Annotated in this window: 16 protein-coding genes; 8 read left to right on the top strand and 8 right to left on the bottom strand. The window is 69.6% G+C overall.

Annotation, left to right across the window (positions count from 1 at the left end):
• Window positions 1-62: 62 nt before the first annotated feature.
• The 3 genes from ACIOTO_RS09390 (at window position 63) to ACIOTO_RS09380 (ending at window position 2,481) form a co-directional block, all read left to right on the top strand.
• Entirely contained in the window at window positions 63-1,364 is a 1,302-nt protein-coding gene (locus ACIOTO_RS09390) for a glutamyl-tRNA reductase (protein WP_400857576.1), read from the top strand.
• Between the two features lie 122 nt (window positions 1,365-1,486).
• The gene (locus tag ACIOTO_RS09385; protein WP_400857575.1) at window positions 1,487-2,059 is read left to right on the top strand and encodes an HhH-GPD-type base excision DNA repair protein; all 573 of its coding nucleotides are present in this window, start codon (window positions 1,487-1,489) and stop codon (window positions 2,057-2,059) included.
• Window positions 2,056-2,481, top strand: coding sequence for a DUF1801 domain-containing protein (locus ACIOTO_RS09380; RefSeq protein ID WP_400857574.1), 426 nt, complete (start codon window positions 2,056-2,058; stop codon window positions 2,479-2,481). Before ACIOTO_RS09385 ends, ACIOTO_RS09380 begins: the two co-directional genes overlap by 4 nt.
• A gap of 54 nt (window positions 2,482-2,535) precedes the next feature.
• Here ACIOTO_RS09380 and ACIOTO_RS09375 read toward each other — a convergent pair whose 3' ends face one another.
• Entirely contained in the window at window positions 2,536-3,684 is a 1,149-nt protein-coding gene (locus ACIOTO_RS09375; protein ID WP_400857573.1) for an epoxide hydrolase family protein, read from the bottom strand.
• Between the two features lie 68 nt (window positions 3,685-3,752).
• On the opposite strand from ACIOTO_RS09375, the gene ACIOTO_RS09370 reads away from it, so the two are divergent.
• Entirely contained in the window at window positions 3,753-4,712 is a 960-nt protein-coding gene (locus tag ACIOTO_RS09370) for a helix-turn-helix transcriptional regulator (RefSeq protein WP_400857572.1), read from the top strand.
• 48 nt (window positions 4,713-4,760) lie between these two features.
• On the opposite strand, the gene ACIOTO_RS09365 is transcribed toward ACIOTO_RS09370, so the two are convergent.
• On the bottom strand, window positions 4,761-6,146 hold the full coding sequence (locus tag ACIOTO_RS09365; protein ID WP_029261245.1) for a glycine--tRNA ligase: 1,386 nt from the start codon (window positions 6,144-6,146) through the stop codon (window positions 4,761-4,763).
• A 113-nt stretch (window positions 6,147-6,259) separates the two neighbouring features.
• Between ACIOTO_RS09365 and ACIOTO_RS09360 the strand changes: the two genes are divergently transcribed.
• Window positions 6,260-7,729 (top strand): peptide MFS transporter, encoded by a 1,470-nt coding sequence (locus ACIOTO_RS09360; protein WP_400857568.1) that lies wholly within the window; start codon window positions 6,260-6,262, stop codon window positions 7,727-7,729.
• Between the two features lie 33 nt (window positions 7,730-7,762).
• On the opposite strand, the gene ACIOTO_RS09355 is transcribed toward ACIOTO_RS09360, so the two are convergent.
• Both ACIOTO_RS09355 and ACIOTO_RS09350 read right to left on the bottom strand, forming a co-directional pair.
• Window positions 7,763-8,452, bottom strand: coding sequence for a GNAT family N-acetyltransferase (locus ACIOTO_RS09355; protein WP_029261247.1), 690 nt, complete (start codon window positions 8,450-8,452; stop codon window positions 7,763-7,765).
• Between the two features lie 48 nt (window positions 8,453-8,500).
• On the bottom strand, window positions 8,501-9,826 hold the full coding sequence (locus ACIOTO_RS09350; protein ID WP_400857566.1) for an alpha-hydroxy-acid oxidizing protein: 1,326 nt from the start codon (window positions 9,824-9,826) through the stop codon (window positions 8,501-8,503).
• 62 nt (window positions 9,827-9,888) lie between these two features.
• Between ACIOTO_RS09350 and ACIOTO_RS09345 the strand changes: the two genes are divergently transcribed.
• Window positions 9,889-11,331 (top strand): MFS transporter, encoded by a 1,443-nt coding sequence (locus ACIOTO_RS09345; RefSeq protein ID WP_029261248.1) that lies wholly within the window; start codon window positions 9,889-9,891, stop codon window positions 11,329-11,331.
• A gap of 109 nt (window positions 11,332-11,440) precedes the next feature.
• Here ACIOTO_RS09345 and ACIOTO_RS09340 read toward each other — a convergent pair whose 3' ends face one another.
• From ACIOTO_RS09340 to ACIOTO_RS09330, 3 genes are all read right to left on the bottom strand, one after another.
• Window positions 11,441-12,403, bottom strand: a complete 963-nt coding sequence (locus ACIOTO_RS09340) for a serine hydrolase (RefSeq protein ID WP_029261249.1) — start codon at window positions 12,401-12,403, stop codon at window positions 11,441-11,443.
• A 112-nt stretch (window positions 12,404-12,515) separates the two neighbouring features.
• The gene (locus ACIOTO_RS09335) at window positions 12,516-14,480 is read right to left on the bottom strand and encodes a M13 family metallopeptidase (RefSeq protein ID WP_029261250.1); all 1,965 of its coding nucleotides are present in this window, start codon (window positions 14,478-14,480) and stop codon (window positions 12,516-12,518) included.
• Between the two features lie 39 nt (window positions 14,481-14,519).
• Window positions 14,520-15,068, bottom strand: a complete 549-nt coding sequence (locus ACIOTO_RS09330; RefSeq protein WP_400857563.1) for a DUF1992 domain-containing protein — start codon at window positions 15,066-15,068, stop codon at window positions 14,520-14,522.
• A gap of 94 nt (window positions 15,069-15,162) precedes the next feature.
• Here ACIOTO_RS09330 and ACIOTO_RS09325 point away from each other — a divergent pair, with 94 nt between their 5' ends.
• Window positions 15,163-16,485 (top strand): MATE family efflux transporter, encoded by a 1,323-nt coding sequence (locus ACIOTO_RS09325; RefSeq protein ID WP_400857562.1) that lies wholly within the window; start codon window positions 15,163-15,165, stop codon window positions 16,483-16,485.
• Window positions 16,486-16,617: 132 nt separating this feature from the next.
• Complete coding sequence (locus ACIOTO_RS09320) at window positions 16,618-16,896, top strand: hypothetical protein (RefSeq protein ID WP_029261253.1); 279 nt, start codon at window positions 16,618-16,620, stop codon at window positions 16,894-16,896.
• A gap of 32 nt (window positions 16,897-16,928) precedes the next feature.
• Here the strand turns inward: ACIOTO_RS09320 and ACIOTO_RS09315 are convergent, their stop codons facing one another.
• Window positions 16,929-17,396 (bottom strand): VOC family protein, encoded by a 468-nt coding sequence (locus ACIOTO_RS09315; RefSeq protein ID WP_091032286.1) that lies wholly within the window; start codon window positions 17,394-17,396, stop codon window positions 16,929-16,931.
• Window positions 17,397-17,427 lie beyond the last annotated feature (31 nt).

Below are 17,427 nucleotides of genomic sequence, written 5' to 3'. Positions count from 1 at the left end.
ATGCGGCCGCCGAGTTCGCCCGGTCGAATCCCGGTCGCCACGCTCTCCGGTACAATCGATCTGTGCTGCTGTGTGTGACGGCGAGTCACAAGACCGCCTCCTTCGAATTGCTCGAACGCCTGAGCCGCACCCCCGACGACGTCGCTCCCACCATCGTGGGTATGACGCCGTGCGTGCAGGGTGCCGTGGTCCTCGCGACGTGCAACCGGTTCGAGGCGTACGTGGAAATGGACGAACCGCTCACCGCGGCCGGCGCCATCGGGGTCGAAGCGGTCATCGAAGCGGTCGAATCCGCCACCGGCATCCCCGCCGCAGAACTCGACGGCGCCTACACCGTGCACTCGGGCCGCCGCGTCGCCGAGCACCTCTTCTCGGTCGCCTCCGGTCTCGAATCCGTCGTCTCCGGCGAGGGCGAGATCGCCGGTCAGGTGCGCCGCGCTCTGAAGTCCGCCCGCAAGGACGGCACCACCTCGCCCGAGCTCGAGCGCCTCTTCCAGCGCGCCAGCCAGGCGCAGCGCAAGGTCAAGAACGTCACCGCCCTCGGCCGCGCCGGCCGCTCTCTCGTGCGCCTCGCACTGGAGTTGGCCGACAGCCGCATCGCGGATTGGTCCGCCGAGCGGGTGCTGCTGGTCGGCACCGGCGCCTACGCGGCGGTCACCCTCGCCACGCTGCGTGAGCGCGGCGCCGTCGACATCTCGGTGTACTCCCCCTCCGGCCGCGCCGCGGTGTTCGCCGCGAAGCACGGCATCCGTCCGGTCGCCGCCGACGAGTACGCCCGCACCGCCGCGCACTCGAGCCTGCTGATCACCTGCACCACGGCGACGGAGCCCGTTCTCGGCCCGGAGCACCTGCAGCTCCCGGTCGCCGCCGTCGCCGCGGGCTGCCCGGTCGGCGCCCACAGTCGGCTCGTGGTCGACCTCGGCATGCCGCGCAACGTCGACCCCGCCGTCGCCGCCCTCGAGGGTGTCGCCCTGCTCGACCTCGAGACCATCCGCCTGCACGCGCCACTCGAAGAGCTGCAGGCGACGGATGCCGCACGCAGCGTCGTCCGTGAAGCCGCGGAGACCTTCCATGTGGTGGGTTCCCGCCAGAGCGTGACCCCGTCGGTCGTGGCCCTGCGCTCGCACATCTTCGAGCTGCTCGAGCGCGAGATCGACCGTGCCCGTGCGCGCGGCGATGAGGACGGCAAGGTGGAACAGGCTCTGCGTCACCTCTCGGGCGTGCTCCTGCACACGCCGACCGTGCGCGCTCACGAGCTCGCCGCCGCCGGCCGCGCCGACGAGTTCACCGCGGCGCTCGCCGCCCTGTACGGCATCGCGCCCGAGGCCGACGCGTCTGCCGCGGACGGCGCAGCCACCGCCTGACCCGCGCTCGCGCTCCCTTCGGCCTTCTGCACTTCCCTCGGCCGTTTCGCGCCCGAATGGCCGAAGCACGCGCGATCGGCCGATCGATGCGTGCCTCGACCGCAGGGTGCGACACTGGAGGCATGGCCCTTCACATCACCGGAGACACCGCCGCCGACGAGCTGCTGACCGACAATCCGCTCGCCCTGCTGGTGGGGATGCTGCTGGATCAGCAGGTCCCCATGGAGACCGCGTTCGCCGGTCCGCTCAAGATCGAGCAGCGCACCGGAGCGGCGGATGCCGCGACCATCGCGCACATGGCTCCCGACGAGTTCCTCGAGGCTTTCCGGCAGACCCCGGCCGTGCACCGCTTCCCCGGGTCGATGGCGACGCGCGTGCAGACGCTGTGCCAGACGCTCGTCGATGACTGGGACGGCGACGCCGCCGCCCTCTGGACCGAGGGCGACCCGGACGGCCCCGAGGTGCTGAAGCGCCTGAAAGCCCTTCCCGGATTCGGCGAACAGAAGGCGAAGATCTTCCTGGCTCTGCTGGGCAAGCAGTACGGCTTCACGGGCGAGGGCTGGCGCGAGGCATCCGCTCCCTACGGCGAAGACGGCTCGTACCGCAGCGTCGCCGACATCGTCTCTCCCGAGTCGCTCACGAAGGTGCGCGAGCACAAGAAGGCCATGAAGGCCGCGGCGAAGGCTCCGAAGTGAAGCCCACGGGCGATGATGTCGCGGGACTCATCGCCCGCTCCTCCCCCGCCGTCCGCCGCCGGGACGCCGAAACGCTGACCGCACTCATGCAGGAGATCACCGGCCGCGAGCCGCAGACCTGGGGCACCATCATCGGCTTCGGTTCGTGCCACTACCGCTACCCGACCGGCACCGAGGGCGACAGCGGACTGCTCGGCTTCGCACCCCGCAAGGCCGCGACCACGATCTACCTCTTCGACGGCGTCGGTGCCCACACCGAGGCACTCGCCGAGCTCGGCCCGCACACCACGGGCGTCGGATGCCTGTACATCAAGGACCTGGAGCAGGTCGACCTCGACGTGCTGCGCGGCATCCTCGAACGCTCGCTGGCGTGGGTCGAAGCCGGCGGCACCCCCGAGGTGCAGCTCACCGTCACCGGTTGACACGCGAGACCCGCCCGTGCGGCAGCGGCACGGACGGGTCTGCAGTGTGCGGGATCAGGCCTGCGCTGAGAAGAATGCGCGGATGTCGTCGGCCAGCAGGTCCGGACGCTCCAGGGCGGCGAAGTGTCCGCCCTCGTCGAAGCGGCTCCAGTGCACGATGTTCGTGTTGTCGCGCTCGGCGAAGACCCGGATCGTCTGGAAGTCGTCCGCGAACACGGCGACCCCGGTCCGTGCGGCATTGATCCGCGGATCGGCGCCCTCTGCCGCGGCATCCGCCCTGGCGTTCTCCAGGTAGCTGCGGCTCATGCCCGAGGCCGCGTTCGCGAACCAGTTCACGCTGACCTCGAGCAGGATCTTCTCGAGCGGCACGAGCGACGTGCCGTTGCCGAACGAGTTGAACAGCTCGCTGTAGGCGAGCAGCCCGACCGGGGAGTCGCTGAGCCCCACCGACACCGTCTGCGGGCGCGAGGCGTTCATCGTGTTGTAGCCGCCGACGGACTGGAACCACTGCATGTGCTCGAGGCCGGCGTAGTCCGCGGGCTCGAGCTTCTCGAACTCCGCCGGGTCGCCCGAGGGGAACGAGAACAGCTGCAGCACGTGGAGTCCGAGGAAGCCTGCGGGCTCGAGCAAACCCAGCTCACGGGCCACCATCGCGCCGTTGTCGGAGCCGTGGATGCCGTAGCTGTCGTAGCCGAGCCCGCGCATGAGGCGGTCGTACGCCGCGGCGACCCGACCGACCGTCCAGCCCGTCGAGGCCAGAGGCTGCGAGAAGCCGTAGCCGGGAGCATCCGGGATCACGACGTCGAAGGCGTCTTCGGCTCGACCGCCGTGAGCCACCGGGTCGACGAGCCGGTCGATCAGGTCGAGGTAGTCGACCGAGGAACCGGGATAGGTGTGGGCGAGCAGCAACGGCGTCGCGCCCGGATGGGCCGAGCGCACGTGGAGGAAGTGGATGGTCTGGCCGTCGATCTCGGTCGTGAAGTGCGGGACGGCGTTGATCCGCTCCTGGGCCGCAGCCCAGTCGAAGTCTCGCCAGGCGGCGACGGCCTCGCGCAGGTAGGAGTTGGGGGTGCCGGCATCCCAGTCGTCCGTCGGCGACGGCTGCGGAAGACGGGTGCGGGCGAGGCGATCCTGAAGATCGGCGACCTCGGCGGCGGAGGCCGAGACGGTGAAGGGGCGGAAGGCGAGCGTCATGTTTTCCATATCTCGAAGGTAGAAGGGCATTAGGTTGGATTCGTTCCTAATAAACAGATCACTTTCGAGGAGTTCCGATGGCCGACCCGACCGCTCGTCTGCTCGCGTTGCTGGCGCTCTTGCAGACCGGTCCGGAGCGCTCCGGAAGCGACCTCGCGTCGCGTCTCGGCGTCTCGACGCGCACTGTCCGACACGACATCGAGCGACTGCGCGACCTCGGCTATCCCGTCGACGCCACGCGCGGATCCGTCGGCGGCTACCGGCTCGGTGCAGGAGGAAAGCTGCCGCCCCTGCTGCTCGACGACGAGGAGGCGGTGGCCGTCACCGTCGGACTCCGCGCGGCGGCCGGGATCACGGGCATCGCCGAGTCGGGCGCCAGGGCACTCGCCAAGCTCGAGCAGGTGTTGCCGTCGCATCTGCGCCCCACGGTCGACGCCCTCCGCTCGAGCGTCGACCGCGCCCCCGAGAACAACGACACCGACGCCCCGGACCCCGAGGTCGACGCCGCCGCACTGCAGGCCATCGCGAGCGCGATCCGCAACGAGGAATGGCTGCGCTTCGACTACGAGGGCGCGACCGTGCTGGTCGAGCCGTACCGACTGCTCACGTGGGTGCGCCGGTGGTACCTCGTGGCCCGCGATCCGCAGACAGACGAGTGGGGAACCTACCGCGTCGACTGGATGGACCTGCGGATGCCGACCCATCGGCGCTTCGATCCGCAGCCGCTCCCCGGCGGCGACTACACGGCGTTCGCGATGCGGACCATCGCGGTGAGCGGCTGGAAGGTGCACGCCCGACTGCGGATCGACGCACCCGCCGAGGCCGTGCTCGACCGGATCCATGCCGCGGTCGGCGTGGTCGAACCGGTCGACGACGAGCACTGCATCCTCGTCACGGGTGCGGACAGCCTCGACACCGTCGCCGCCTACATCGGGATGCTGATGATGGACTTCACGGTCGAGAGTCCGCCCGAGCTGCTCCCGCGGCTGCAGCTGCTCTCCGAGCGGTATGCGCGGGCGGTCGCCGGGAGCGCATGAAAGACCCCGCCGGCCACTCGGGCCGACGGGGTCTTGATCGCGGGAACCTCAGGCGCCGCGCAGACGCTCCGCGAGGTACGCGTGCAGCTCGTCGATCGAGACGCGCTCCTGCGCCATGGTGTCGCGGTCGCGCACCGTGACGGCACGGTCGTCGAGCGAGTCGAAGTCGACCGTGACGCAGAACGGGGTGCCGATCTCGTCCTGGCGACGGTAGCGGCGACCGATCGCGCCGGCGTCGTCGAAGTCGACGGCCCAGGAGCTGCGGAGCGTGTCGGCGACCTCGCGGGCGAGCGGCGACAGCTTCTCGTTGCGCGACAGCGGCAGCACGGCGGCCTTGACCGGGGCGAGGCGCGGGTCGAGCTTGAGCACCGTGCGCACGTCGGTGCCGCCCTTGGCGTTGGGCACCTGCTCCTCGCGGTACGCGTCGACGAGGAACGCCATCATGGCGCGGGTGAGACCGAACGACGGCTCGATCACGTACGGGGTGTAGCGCTCCCCGGTGGCCTGGTCGAAGTACGTCAGGCTCTGGCCCGACGCCTCGCTGTGGCTGGAGAGGTCGTAGTCGGTGCGGTTGGCGACGCCCATGAGCTCGCCCCACTCCTTGCCCGCGAAGCCGAACTTGTACTCGACGTCGATCGTGCCGGCCGAGTAGTGCGCGCGGTCGTCTTCGGGCACGTCGAACTGACGCATGTTCTCGGGGTCGATGCCGAGATCGATGAACCAGTTCCAGCAGGCCTCGACCCAGTGCTCGAACCACTCCTGCGCCTCGGCCGGGGGCGTGAAGAACTCGATCTCCATCTGCTCGAACTCGCGGGTGCGGAAGATGAAGTTGCCGGGGGTGATCTCGTTGCGGAACGCCTTGCCGACCTGGCCGATGCCGAACGGCGGCTTCTTGCGGCTCGCGGTGAGCACGTTCGAGAAGTTCACGAAGATGCCCTGCGCCGTCTCGGGGCGCAGGAAGTACAGGCCCGACTCGTCGTCGACGACCCCGAGGTACGTCTTCACCAGACCGGAGAACGCCTTGGGCTCGGTGTACTGCCCCTTGGTGCCGCAGTTCGGGCAGGGGATGTCGGCGAGACCGTTCTCGGCCTTGCGGCCCTTGCGCGCCTCGAAGTCCTCGATGAGGTTGTCGGCGCGGAAGCGCTTGTGGCACTGCAGGCACTCGACCAGCGGATCGGTGAACGTGGCGACGTGACCCGACGCCTCCCACACGCGCTTGGGGAGGATGATGCTGGAGTCGAGGCCGACCATGTCGCCGCGGCCGCGGACGAAGGTCTGCCACCACTGGCGGCGGATGTTCTCCTTGAGCTCCGTACCGAGGGGCCCGTAGTCCCAGGCCGATCGAGAACCGCCGTAGATCTCACCCGCTTGGAACACGAACCCGCGGTGGCGGGCGAGGGCGATGACCTTGTCGAGGCGGGACTGTTCGGCCATGGTGGCTCCAATGGTCGGATGCGGGAGAAGACCCGTGAACACGGGCACCTCATTCTATCCGTCGTCCCGCGCGGGACCTGGTCCCTCGGCCCACCGCGGAGTACCGTCCTGGGATGAGCACTTCTGCGCGCACTCGGCGGACCCGCGACGAAGACACCCGCTTCTTCGGCCAACCCTGGGCGCTCGTGCACATCTTCGGCGTGGAGATGTGGGAGCGGTTCAGCTTCTACGGCATGCAGGGCATCCTGCTCATCTACCTCTACTTCGAGGTGACCGAGGGCGGCCTCGGCATCCCCAAGGCTGTTGCGGGCGGCATCGTGGGCGCGTACGGAGGGTCGGTCTACCTCTCGACGATCCTCGGGGCCTGGCTCGCCGACCGCCTGTTCGGCGCAGAGCGCGTGCTGTTCGTCAGCGCGATGGTGATCGTGGCGGGCCACCTCGCCCTGGCGTTGCTGCCCGGGGCGGTCGGCGTCGGCGTCGGCCTCGTACTCGTGGCACTCGGATCCGGCGGACTCAAGGCGAACGCCACATCGGTCGTCGGCAGCCTCTACAGCGCCGACGACCCGCGACGGGATGCCGGCTTCTCGCTGTTCTACCTGGGCATCAACCTCGGCGCTTTCCTGGGCCCGATCCTCACCGGCATCCTGCAGTCCTCGCTCGGCTTCCACTACGGCTTCGGACTTGCGGCCATCGGGATGACACTCGGGCTCATCCAGTACTCGTTCGGCCGCAAGGCGCTGCCCGCCTCGGCGCGGGAGGTGCCGAACCCCCTCCCGAAGTCCCGTTATCCGCTGGTCGGACTCATCGCGGCCGCCGCGATCGTGCTCATCGCGGTCCTGGTGCTCACCGGCGTGATCCGCCCCGACAACCTCGCCACCCTGGTGATCGGTGTCACGATCGTCGCCGCGATCACCTACTTCTCCGTGATCCTCGGCAGCCGTCGCATCGACGCCACCGAACGATCGCGGGTGTGGGCGTTCCTGCCGCTGTTCATCACCAGCGTCGCGTTCTGGTCGCTGTATCAGCAGCAGTTCACGGTGCTGACGATCTACTCCGACCAGCGTCTGAACCGCAACCTGTTCGGCTGGGAGATGCCCGTCTCCTGGGTGCAGTCGATCAACCCGGTCTTCATCATCATCCTGTCCGGTGTCTTCGCCGCGATCTGGACCAAGCTCGGAAAGCGTCAACCTTCGACGCCGGTGAAGTTCGCACTCGCGGCCATCATCATGGGATCGGCGTTCCTGCTCTTCCTCCCCTTCGCAGGGGGCGGAGCGAACTCCACGCCGCTGCTCGCGATCGTCGGGATCCTCTTCGTGTTCACGGTGGCGGAGCTGCTCATCTCGCCGGTCGGCCTGTCGGCCGCCACGAAGCTCGCACCTGGCGTGTTCCGCACGCAGATGGTCGCGCTGTTCTTCCTGTCGATCGCGCTGGGGACGGCGATCTCCGGCTGGCTGGTGCAGTTCTACAACCCCGACGACGAGGTGCCCTTCTTCTCGATCCTCGGGGGGATCGCCATCGTCGTCGGCATCGGGCTGCTGCTGAGCGTCAAGCCCGTGTTGAAGCTCATGCGCGGGGTGCGCTGAGCGCGTCCCGCATCGGCGATCCGGCGGCCCGGCTCAGGCCGTGAAGAGGTAGCCGCGCGCGTTGTCGTAGCCGGCGATGGTCAGGCCGCTGCCGAGCAGCCCCTCCATCTGCGCACGCAGGCGCAGCCGCCACTCGTGGGCGGCCGCCGGGTCGGAGACACGCATCGCCTCGATGTCGGCGGGGATCTCGAGGGTCTCGACCACCGCGTCGTCGGCCGGGGGCTTGGCGATGTCGGCGAGCGCCCACTCGACGTCCAGGCGGTCGCTCTCGTCACCCGCGTCGCCGCCACCGAAGATGCCGTAGCGGTTCACGGAGTAGCCGGTGGCGCGGGCGCCCAGCACCGAGAAGAAGAAGTGCGCGTTGCGCGCCACGAGCGGGTCGAACACCCAGGTGATGCGCCCGACGTCGCGCGAGAACGCCCACTGACGCTGGTGCTCCTTGAGCTCGCGACCCCAGCCGCGCCCGCGGTACTCCGGCAGCAGCGCCGTGATGTGCGAATGCATCGCACGTCGGGCGGGCTCGCCGAAGAAGGCGATGGAGGCGCCGACCATGCGCTCCTCGTCGCCCTCGCCGTCGAAGAAGCCGACGACGTAGTTGCCCGACTGCTGCAGGGCGCGCAGGGTGCCGGCATCCACCACGCGCTGCGGGCCCCGGATGGAGTCGAGCAGGCCCTGCGCGTCGAGGATGAGTTCAACGGTGTCGAGATCGCGGATGGTTCGCACGCACCCAGTCTGCCCCTCCTGGGCCCGTTCGCGGAAACGGGACCGCGATCAGACCTGGCGCAGCGCGTCGCGATCGAGCTGCGACACGGACGTCAGCCCGGCGAGGCCGAGCGTGATGTCGAGCTCGGCGAGCACGTTCCGTACGACCTCGCGCACCCCTGTCTCCCCGGCGATGCCGAGTCCATAGGCGTACGGGCGTCCGAGAGCCACGACGGTCGCGCCGAGCGCGAGGGCGATCACGGCATCCGCGCCGCCGCGCACCCCGGAGTCGAAGACGATCGGCACGCGACCTGCCACGCGATCGGCGATCTCGGGCAACACGTCGAGCGTCGGCACCGACCGGTCGATCTGGCGGCCGCCGTGGTTGGAGACCCAGATGCCGTCGAGGCCGGCGTCCAGCGCGGCCTGGGCATCGTCGGGATGCACGATGCCCTTCAGGATGATCGGCAGGTTCGTCCACTCGCGCGCCTTCGCCAGGTCGCCCCAGGTGAGCGCCGGCGTGGAGAACACGTCGAGGAAGGTCTCGACCGCGGCCCGCGGCAGCGGCGAGCGGAGGTTGTCGCGCAGCGAACCGCCACCGGTGAGCGGCGCACCCTTGCGTGCGATGGTGAGGGCGGCGGACACCGCCTTCGGGGTGACCCTGACTCCCGGCGCATCGCCCTTCGGCGCGGCGGCGCGCTCCCGCACCAGCTGCTGGAACACCGGATCGCTCGTGTACTGCGCGATGCCCATTCCGCGCGTGAACGGCAGATACGCGAGATCGAGGTCGCGCGTGCGCCAGCCGAGCAGGTGCGTGTCGAGGGTGACGACGATCGCCTCGCACCCGGATGCCTCGGCGCGGGCGAGCAGCGAGCGGTTGAGGTCGTCCGACGCCGACCAATAGAGCTGGAACAGATGAGAGCCGTCGGGTGCGGCATGCGCCACCTGCTCGATCGGGAACGACGCCTGGTTCGACAGCGTGTACGGGACACCGAGGGATGCCGCTGCGCGGGCCACCGCGAGATCCGCATCCGCGTGCGCCATCTCCATCACTCCGAGCGGGGCGAGCAGCAGCGGAGTGGAACGCCTCTTCCCGAGGAAGTCCACGCCGAGGTCGCGGGTCGAGACGTCGCGCAGCGGCCGCGGCCACACCTGCCAGCGGTCGAACGCCCGGCGGTTGGCGGTCATGGTGCGCTCGGCGCCCGCACCCCCGGCGATGTAAGCGAAGGCCTCGGTACTCAGCGCCTTTCGGGCGGCGGCCTTCAGAGCGACGGCGTCGATCGGCACCGCGGGTCTCGTGCCGCTGATGCCGGCGCGGTAGATGTCGGACTGGGTACGCCGGGAGATGCCGCGGTGGGCGGCGGGATCGTCCGGAGCGACGCTGCTCGTGACCATGACCACATGCTAGTCAGGGGCCCGACGACCCCGCACCGTCGGATCGCCGATAGCCTGAGCCGGTGGGTGCGAACGACGACAGAGCCAGGAAGCGCCTCTCCCGAACCCCGCCGAAGTGGGCGATCGTCGCCGTCCTCGCCTTCGCGGGGCTCTGCTCGTCGTTCATGTTCACGCTCGTCGTGCCGTTGCAGGCCGAGCTGCCGCAACTGCTGAACGCGTCCCGCGAGGACACCACCTGGGTCGTCACGATCACGCTGCTGGTGGCCGCGGTCGCCACGCCGATCTCCGGCCGACTGGGCGACATGTACGGCAAACGCCGCGTCGTGATCGTGCTGCTCGCGATCCTGATCCTCGGCTCGGTGATCGCCGCGGTCTCCGGCTCGATCATCGGCGTGATCATCGGGCGCGCACTCCAGGGCGCCGTGACGGGCGTGGTCCCCCTCGGCATCGCGATCATGCGCGACGTGCTGCCGACCGAGCGGCTCGGCACCGCGGTCGCCCTGATGAGCGCGACCATGGGCGTCGGCGGCGCGATCGGCATGCCCGTCGCCGCTCTCCTCGCCCAGAACGCCGACTGGCACATGCTGTTCTGGCTCGCGGCCGCGCTCGGCGTCGTCGGACTGCTGCTCGTGCTGGCCGTGATCCCCGAGGATGTGCTCCGCTCCCCCGGGCGCCTCGATGTGCTCGGCGCCATCGGGCTGGCCATCGGCCTCACCGGCATCTTGCTCTTCGTCTCCCGGGGTGCGCAGTGGGGCTGGACCTCACCCCTCACACTGGTCTGCATCATCGGCGGGCTGGCCGTGCTGCTGGTGTGGGGCTGGTACCAGCTGCGCACGAAGGACCCGCTGCTCGACCTGCGGGTGGCGGCGCGCCCCGCCGTGCTGTTCACCAACATCGCCGCGATCGGCATGGGGTTCGCACTGTTCGCCTCGAACGTGACGTTCCCGCAGCTGCTCGAGATGCCCGCGGTCGGCGGCGCCGGTTTCGGGCTCGACATGCTCGCGGCGTCCCTCGTGATCATGCCCGCCGGCCTCGTGATGATGGTGATCTCACCGCTCTCCGGCTGGCTCGAGCGCACGGTCGGACCGCGGCCGCTGTTCACCGTCGGCGCCGGCGCGATCGTGCTCGCCTACGTGTTCGTGCTGCTGTGGTCTTCCGAGGTGTGGCACATCTTCGTCGCCAACATCTTCATCGGAGTCGGCATCGGCTTCACCTTCGCCGCGATGCCCATGATCATCATGCGGTCGGTGCCGGCGAACGAGACCGGCGCCTCGAACGGCCTGAACGCCCTGTTCCGCTCGGTCGGCACCTCGAGCGCCTCGGCCGTGATGGGCGGCGTGCTCGCGGCGATGAGCATCGACGTCGACGGTGTCGCGGTTCCGACCCGCGCCGCGTTCGAGGTGTGCTTCTGGCTCGCGATCGCCGCCGGCATCATCGCGGTCGTGCTGTCGCTCTTCATCCCGAAGCAGCGCAGCTCCGAGCAGCATCCGTCCCTGCCCGGCTGAGTTCCGCTCCCCGCGCCGTCAGCGGGAGATCGTGCGCGGGTCCGGGTCGCCGTCTCGCGGCGGTCGCAGCCGGTCCGGGATCGGCCACGCCAACGACACGGAACCGCTCTCAGTGCGTGTACTCCATGAGCTCGACGCCGAGCACCCGGAAGGCGTCGTGCGCGCGCAGCCGGTGCGTGATGGAGAGGTCGTCGAAGCAGACGATGAGCGAGTAGGCGACGCCGGCACGGGGTCCGGCCAGCACTCCCGCCTCGGCGCGGACACCACGATCGCGGCCGGTCTTGTTCACGAACAGCAGACCGTGCGCGTCGTGATCGTGCGAGAACGGGTCGAGGCCGGTGGACGCCGCGACCAGACTCAGGTCCTGGTTCAGGCTCAGCCACTCCGACACCTGCGCGCTGACCGCGGCGTCGACGACCTGCGAGTTCACCAGGGCCGAGAACAGCCCGGCGAGCTCCCGAGCGGATCCCACGGCGACCTGCGGGGCGTCGTCCGGACCGCGGCGGTCACGGAACCGGTCGAGCAGAGCCGTACGGCGCAGCCCGAGCGACTCGATGCGCTCGCGCACCCGGTCATGTCCGACCTTCTGCAGCAGGGCGTTCACGGCGATCGGATCGCCGGCTGTCGCGGCCAGCACGGCCAGATCCTCGAGCGGCAGCGCCGGGGCGTGCAGATGCCGCCACAGGCCGGAGGTCTCCACGGCCTCGACACTGTCCCGCTCGATGATCTCGAACGGATCGAGCGCTCCGCTCTGGAAACCGGCGGCCACCTCGATCAGCAGTGGGACGACGCCGAGCCCCGCGACGGGCATGGTCACGTGATCGTCGCCGGCCAGCACGTGCACATGATTGTCGAGGTCGACGACATGCACCGACACCTGAGCGCCGGAATCGACCAACCCCTCGAGCGACCGCAGGGTGGCCGTGAAGGAGCGGCGCCCGAGCGCGGCACGGCGCGGGAGGCGACGACTGGTCCGCTGGGAGCGACGGCCCGCAGAAGACTCCGGCGCACCGCCGACAGACTCCGGTGCCGAGGAGTTGCGGAACCCTTCACCAGGCTCGAGAGCGCCCACGCGTGATCCTTACGAGGGGGGGATTTGCGGGATACCGCGGGGAAGCGCTCCCCAGCGGCAGGGCTATCGTAACCCCACCGCCGGGGGATGCATCACAGAGTCAGACGATTGGTCACCAGATGGTCACACGCGACGACTCGGGAAGCCACAGGGCGTCTTCCTCGCCCACGCCGAACGCCTCGTAGAACGCGTCGATGTTGCGCACGATCTGGTTGCAGCGGAACTCGTTCGGCGAGTGCGGATCGATGGTCAGCAGTCGCAGCGTCTCGGCGTCGCGGCTCTTCTGCTGCCACACCTGCGCCCACGAGAGCAGCAGGCGCTGCACGCCCGTGTACCCGTCGATGACCGGGGCCTCCGCGCCGCCGAGCGAGAGCTCGTAGGCCTTGAGCGCGATGCCGAGGCCGCCGAGGTCGCCGATGTTCTCACCGATCGTGAGGGCGCCGTTGACGTGGTGCTCAGCGTCGAGCCCTTCGGGGACGAGCGCGTCGTACTGCGCGATGAGCGCCTTGGTGCGTTCCTCGAAGGCCGAACGGTCGGCGTCGGTCCACCAGTCCTGGAGTCGGCCGTCGCCGTCGTAGCGGCTGCCCTGGTCGTCGAAGCCGTGACCGATCTCGTGCCCGATGACCGCGCCGATCCCGCCGTAGTTCGCGGCGGCGTCGCGGCTCGCGTCGAAGAACGGGTACTGCAGGATGGCCGCAGGGAACACGATCTCGTTCATGGACGGGTTGTAGTACGCGTTGACCATCTGCGGCGGCATGTGCCATTCGAGGCGGTCGATGGGCTTGCCGACCTTGTCGACGTGGCGGTCGTGCTCGAAGATCGACGCCCGGCGCACGTTGCCGAACAGGTCGGTGCGGTCGATCTCCAGGCTCGAGTAGTCGCGCCACACCTCGGGGTGGCCGATCTTGGGCGTGAAGGAGTCGAGCTTGGCGAGCGCGCGCTCCCGGGTCTCGGCGGTCATCCACTCGAGGTCGGTGATGCTCTGGCGATACGCCTCGATCAGGTGGGCGACCAGCTCGTCCATCGCGGCCTTCGCCGTCGGCGGGTAGTGCCGCTCGACGTAGACCTTGCCGATCGCCTCGCCGAGCGCGCCCTCGGTCAGAGAGACGCCGCGCTTCCAGCGCTCGCGGATCGTCGGCACGCCGGTGAGCTCGGTGCCGTAGAACGAGAAGTTCTCCTGCACCAGGTCGTCGGTGAGGTACGGAGCCGCCGCGTGCACGACCTTGGCCCGCAGCCACGCCTTCCAGTCGTCGAGCCGCTCGGGCGTGAGGAGCGAGCCGAGTCCCTCGAAGAAGCTGGGCTGCGAGACGACGACCTCGTCGAAGGCCGCCGGGTTCGACGGCGACACCGCTTCGCGCCACGGAGCCAGGTCGACGCCCGCGAGCTCCTGCAGCTCGTCCCAGGTCTTGAGGTTGTAGGTCGCCACGGCGTCGCGGCTGCGCACGTTGTCCCAGTGGTGCCCGGCGAGCTCGGTCTCGAGCGCGATCGCCCGGTCGGCGTTCGCCGCGGCATCCGGAACACCGGCAAGGTCGAGCAGCCGTTCGAGGTGTGCGCGATAGGCGGCCCGGGTGTCGGCGAACGTGTCGAGCCGGAAGTAGCTCTCATCCGGCAGGGACAGCCCGGCCTGCATGAGCACGGGCAGGTAGCGCTCCGGGTCGCCCGGGTCGCCGTCGACGTACATGCCGATCACGGCCGCGCGACCGTCGCGGTCGTAGGCGCCCACCGTGCGCAGGAACGCCGGGATGCCGTCGATGGCGTCGACCTCGGCGAGGGTCTCCACCAGCGGAGAGAGACCGGCGGCATCGATGCGCTCGGTGTCCATGAAGCTCGCGAACAGGTCGCCGATCTTGCGGGCGAGCGTGCCCTCCTCGGCATCCTGCGACTCCTCGATGATCGCCCGCACGTCTTTCTCGGCCTGCTCGGCGAGAAGATGGAACGAGCCCCACCGCGCCTTGTCGCCGGGGATCTCGGTGCGCGAGAGCCAGGCGCCGTTCACGTGACGATAGAGGTCGTCCTGCGGGCGGATGTCGGAGCTGAACTCATCAAGGGCGAGGCCCACGGGAAGAACGTCAGTCATGCGCACCAGCCTATGACCCCCCTCGGACTCCGGGCCGGTTCAGCCCTTCCGGAACCAACGACGGCGAGCAGGTCGGCTCGGCACCGGCGCAGCCGCCGGCCGCGACGCCCGACGCTCCGCCCAGGCCACCACCTCGGCGTCGACATCCCTCGGTTCGGTCACGACGGGAGGTCCGCCCTGGAGCTGGCGACGCGCCTCGCGCACGCGCTTGTTGAAGTCCTCGAGCACGTCACGCACGTCCGACTCGCGGCCGAGCAGGTCGAGCTGGTCGTTGAGCTCCCGGTCCTCGGTGCGCAGCAGGATGGCGGGCGGGCCGAGTCCGGTGAGGTTCTCGGTCTCGATCTTGCGGCGTATCCACCAGTCCGGGTCGTGGTGGGTGCCGAGTCCCTCCAGCGGTTTGCCCGCGCCGGGAAGATCGTCGAACTCGCCGCGACGGATCGCCACCTGGATCGCCGTCTCGATGAAGGCGGCCCTGTCGACGGCGGCACCGGCTCCCGGCGGGGCGCCCGACTCCTCATCGCCGTCCGCGGTCTCGGCCTGCTGCTGCTGCGCGCGGTAGCGCGCCGCAGCTTCTCGGGGATCCGTCATGATGCACCTCCGCGGCATCCGATTCCCTCCCACCCTACGACGGCTCTCGGGGGCGCGGACGGACGAGGTCGGCGCCAGGTCATAGGCTCGGAGGATGACCGCGCGCGCCTCCCTCAACCGAGAGATCCTGCGCCTCGCGGTCCCGGCCCTCGGCGCGCTGATCGCGGAGCCCGCGTTCCTGATCGTGGATGCCGCCCTGGTCGGGCACCTCGGCACGACCCCGCTCGCGGGCCTCGGCATCGCGGGAGCCGTGCTGCAGACGATCGTCGGACTCATGGTGTTCCTCGCCTACTCGACCACTCCGGCGGTCGCCCGCCGCTTCGGCGCCGGACAGCCGGGCGAGGCCGTGTCGGTCGGCATCAACGGCATGTGGCTCGCGCTCGGACTCGGCGCGGTGCTCGCCGTCGTCGGCGCGGTCTCCTCACCGTGGCTGGTCTCGTTGTTCGGCGCGAACGAGGCCGTCGCACAGCAGGCCAACGAGTACCTGGTGATCTCGATGTGGGGCCTGCCGGCGATGCTCATCGTCTTCGCCGCGACCGGCCTGCTGCGCGGCATGCAGGACACGATGACGCCGCTCTGGATCGCGGGGCTCGGCTTCGGCGCGAACGCCCTGCTCAACTGGCTCTTCATCTACGGACTCGGGTGGGGTATCGCGGGCTCGGCCGCCGGCACCGTGACGGCGCAGTGGGGCATGGTCGCCGCTTACGCCCTGGTCATCCGCCGCCTGGCGACCCGTCACAGCGCCTCGCTGCGTGCCCAGGGCGCCGGCATCCGCAGCACGGCGACGTCGGGCGGATGGTTGTTCCTTCGCACCGTGAGCCTGCGCGTCGCCCTGCTCGCGACCGTGGGCATCGCCACCGGCATCGGCACCGAGGAGCTGGCCGGGTGGCAGATCGTGTTCACGATCTTCTCGGCCGCGGCGTTCGCGCTCGATGCCCTCGCGATCGCCGCGCAGGCACTCATCGGCAAGGAGCTGGGCGCCGGAGACGAACGGCAGGTCCACCGGGTGCTGGCCCGCACCGTGGCCTGGGGCGCGTGGTTCGGTGTCATCGTCGGCGGCCTGATCGCCGCACTCTCCGGGGTGCTCGGCATCGTGTTCACCGGCTCGGCGGAGATCGCCGCCCTCGTGCAGCCGGCACTGCTCGTGCTCGCCGTCGCCCAGCCGATCGCGGGTGTCGTGTTCGTGCTCGACGGGGTGCTCATGGGCGCGAACGACGCCCGCTATCTCGCGATCGCCGGGGGCCTGAACCTGGTCCCGTTCCTCCCGGCGCTGTGGATCATCGCCGCGACCGGGGTCGACGGCACCGCGGGACTCGTGTGGCTCGCGGTCGCCTTCTTCGGCGTCTATCTGCTCGCGCGTCTGGGCACTCTCGGCTGGCGCGTGCGATCCGGGCGCTGGCTCGCGGCGACCGTCTGACGCCGGGCGTCTGGCACTGCACCGATCCGGTCAATCGCCACTTCTCCCCACCCACCGGAATCCGCGGAATACTACGCGCGGAAACCCTGGTGCACTCGACGATGATCGGGGGACACTGAAGGGATGCTGGGGATGACGGAACCACAGGTATGGACGCTGATCGGCGTCTTCGCCGCGGGCATGTTCGGCACGATCACGCTGATCTCGACGATGTTCCTGCGCACGATGCAGAACGAGTTCGAGAGCGTGCGGACCGAGGTCCGCAACGAGTTCGCCAGCGTGCGGACCGAGATGCGGAGCGAGTTCGCCCATGTGCGCACGGAGATCAGCTCGGTCCACGGGCGCATCGATCATCTGGATCGCGACGTCAACGCGATCTACCGCCACCTCTTCGGCATCGATCGCGGCTGAGCGCGCCGTTCATTGCCACCGAGAACGCGAGCTCAGGCGATCTCGAGCTCCGAGATCACGATCTTCTTCATGTGCATCAGCGCCTGGATCTGCTCCGGCCGCTGCTGCAGAAGGTCGAGCCCGGCGGGGACCACCTGCCAGCTGACGCCGAACCGGTCTTTGCACCAGCCGCACGCCTCCGCCTCCGGCACCGCGGAGAGCGCCTGCCAGTAGCGGTCGATCTCTTCCTGGTCGGCGCACTCGATCACGAAGGAGACGGCCTCGTTGAAGGTGAACTCCGGACCCCCGTCGAGGCAGCCGAATCGCGTTCCGTTCAGAGTGAACTCCCCGTTGATGACCTTCCCGGTCATGCCCTCGAAGTGCTCGCTGAGGTTCTCATCCGGATAGTAGGTCACGCTGTCGATCGACGAGTTCGGGAACACCGAGACGTAGTACTCCATCGCCTCCTGCGCCCTGTCGACGAACCAGAGGAACGGGCGGATGGGTGTGACGACTGCCATGTCGACCTCCTCGATCGGCACTCACGCTACG

The sequence above is a fragment of the Microbacterium sp. NPDC087592 genome (assembly GCF_044743585.1).
Classification (GTDB): Bacteria; Actinomycetota; Actinomycetes; order Actinomycetales; family Microbacteriaceae; genus Microbacterium.
The sequence above is the reverse complement of the archived record's forward strand: the minus strand, read 5'-3'. Positions and strand labels throughout refer to the sequence as shown.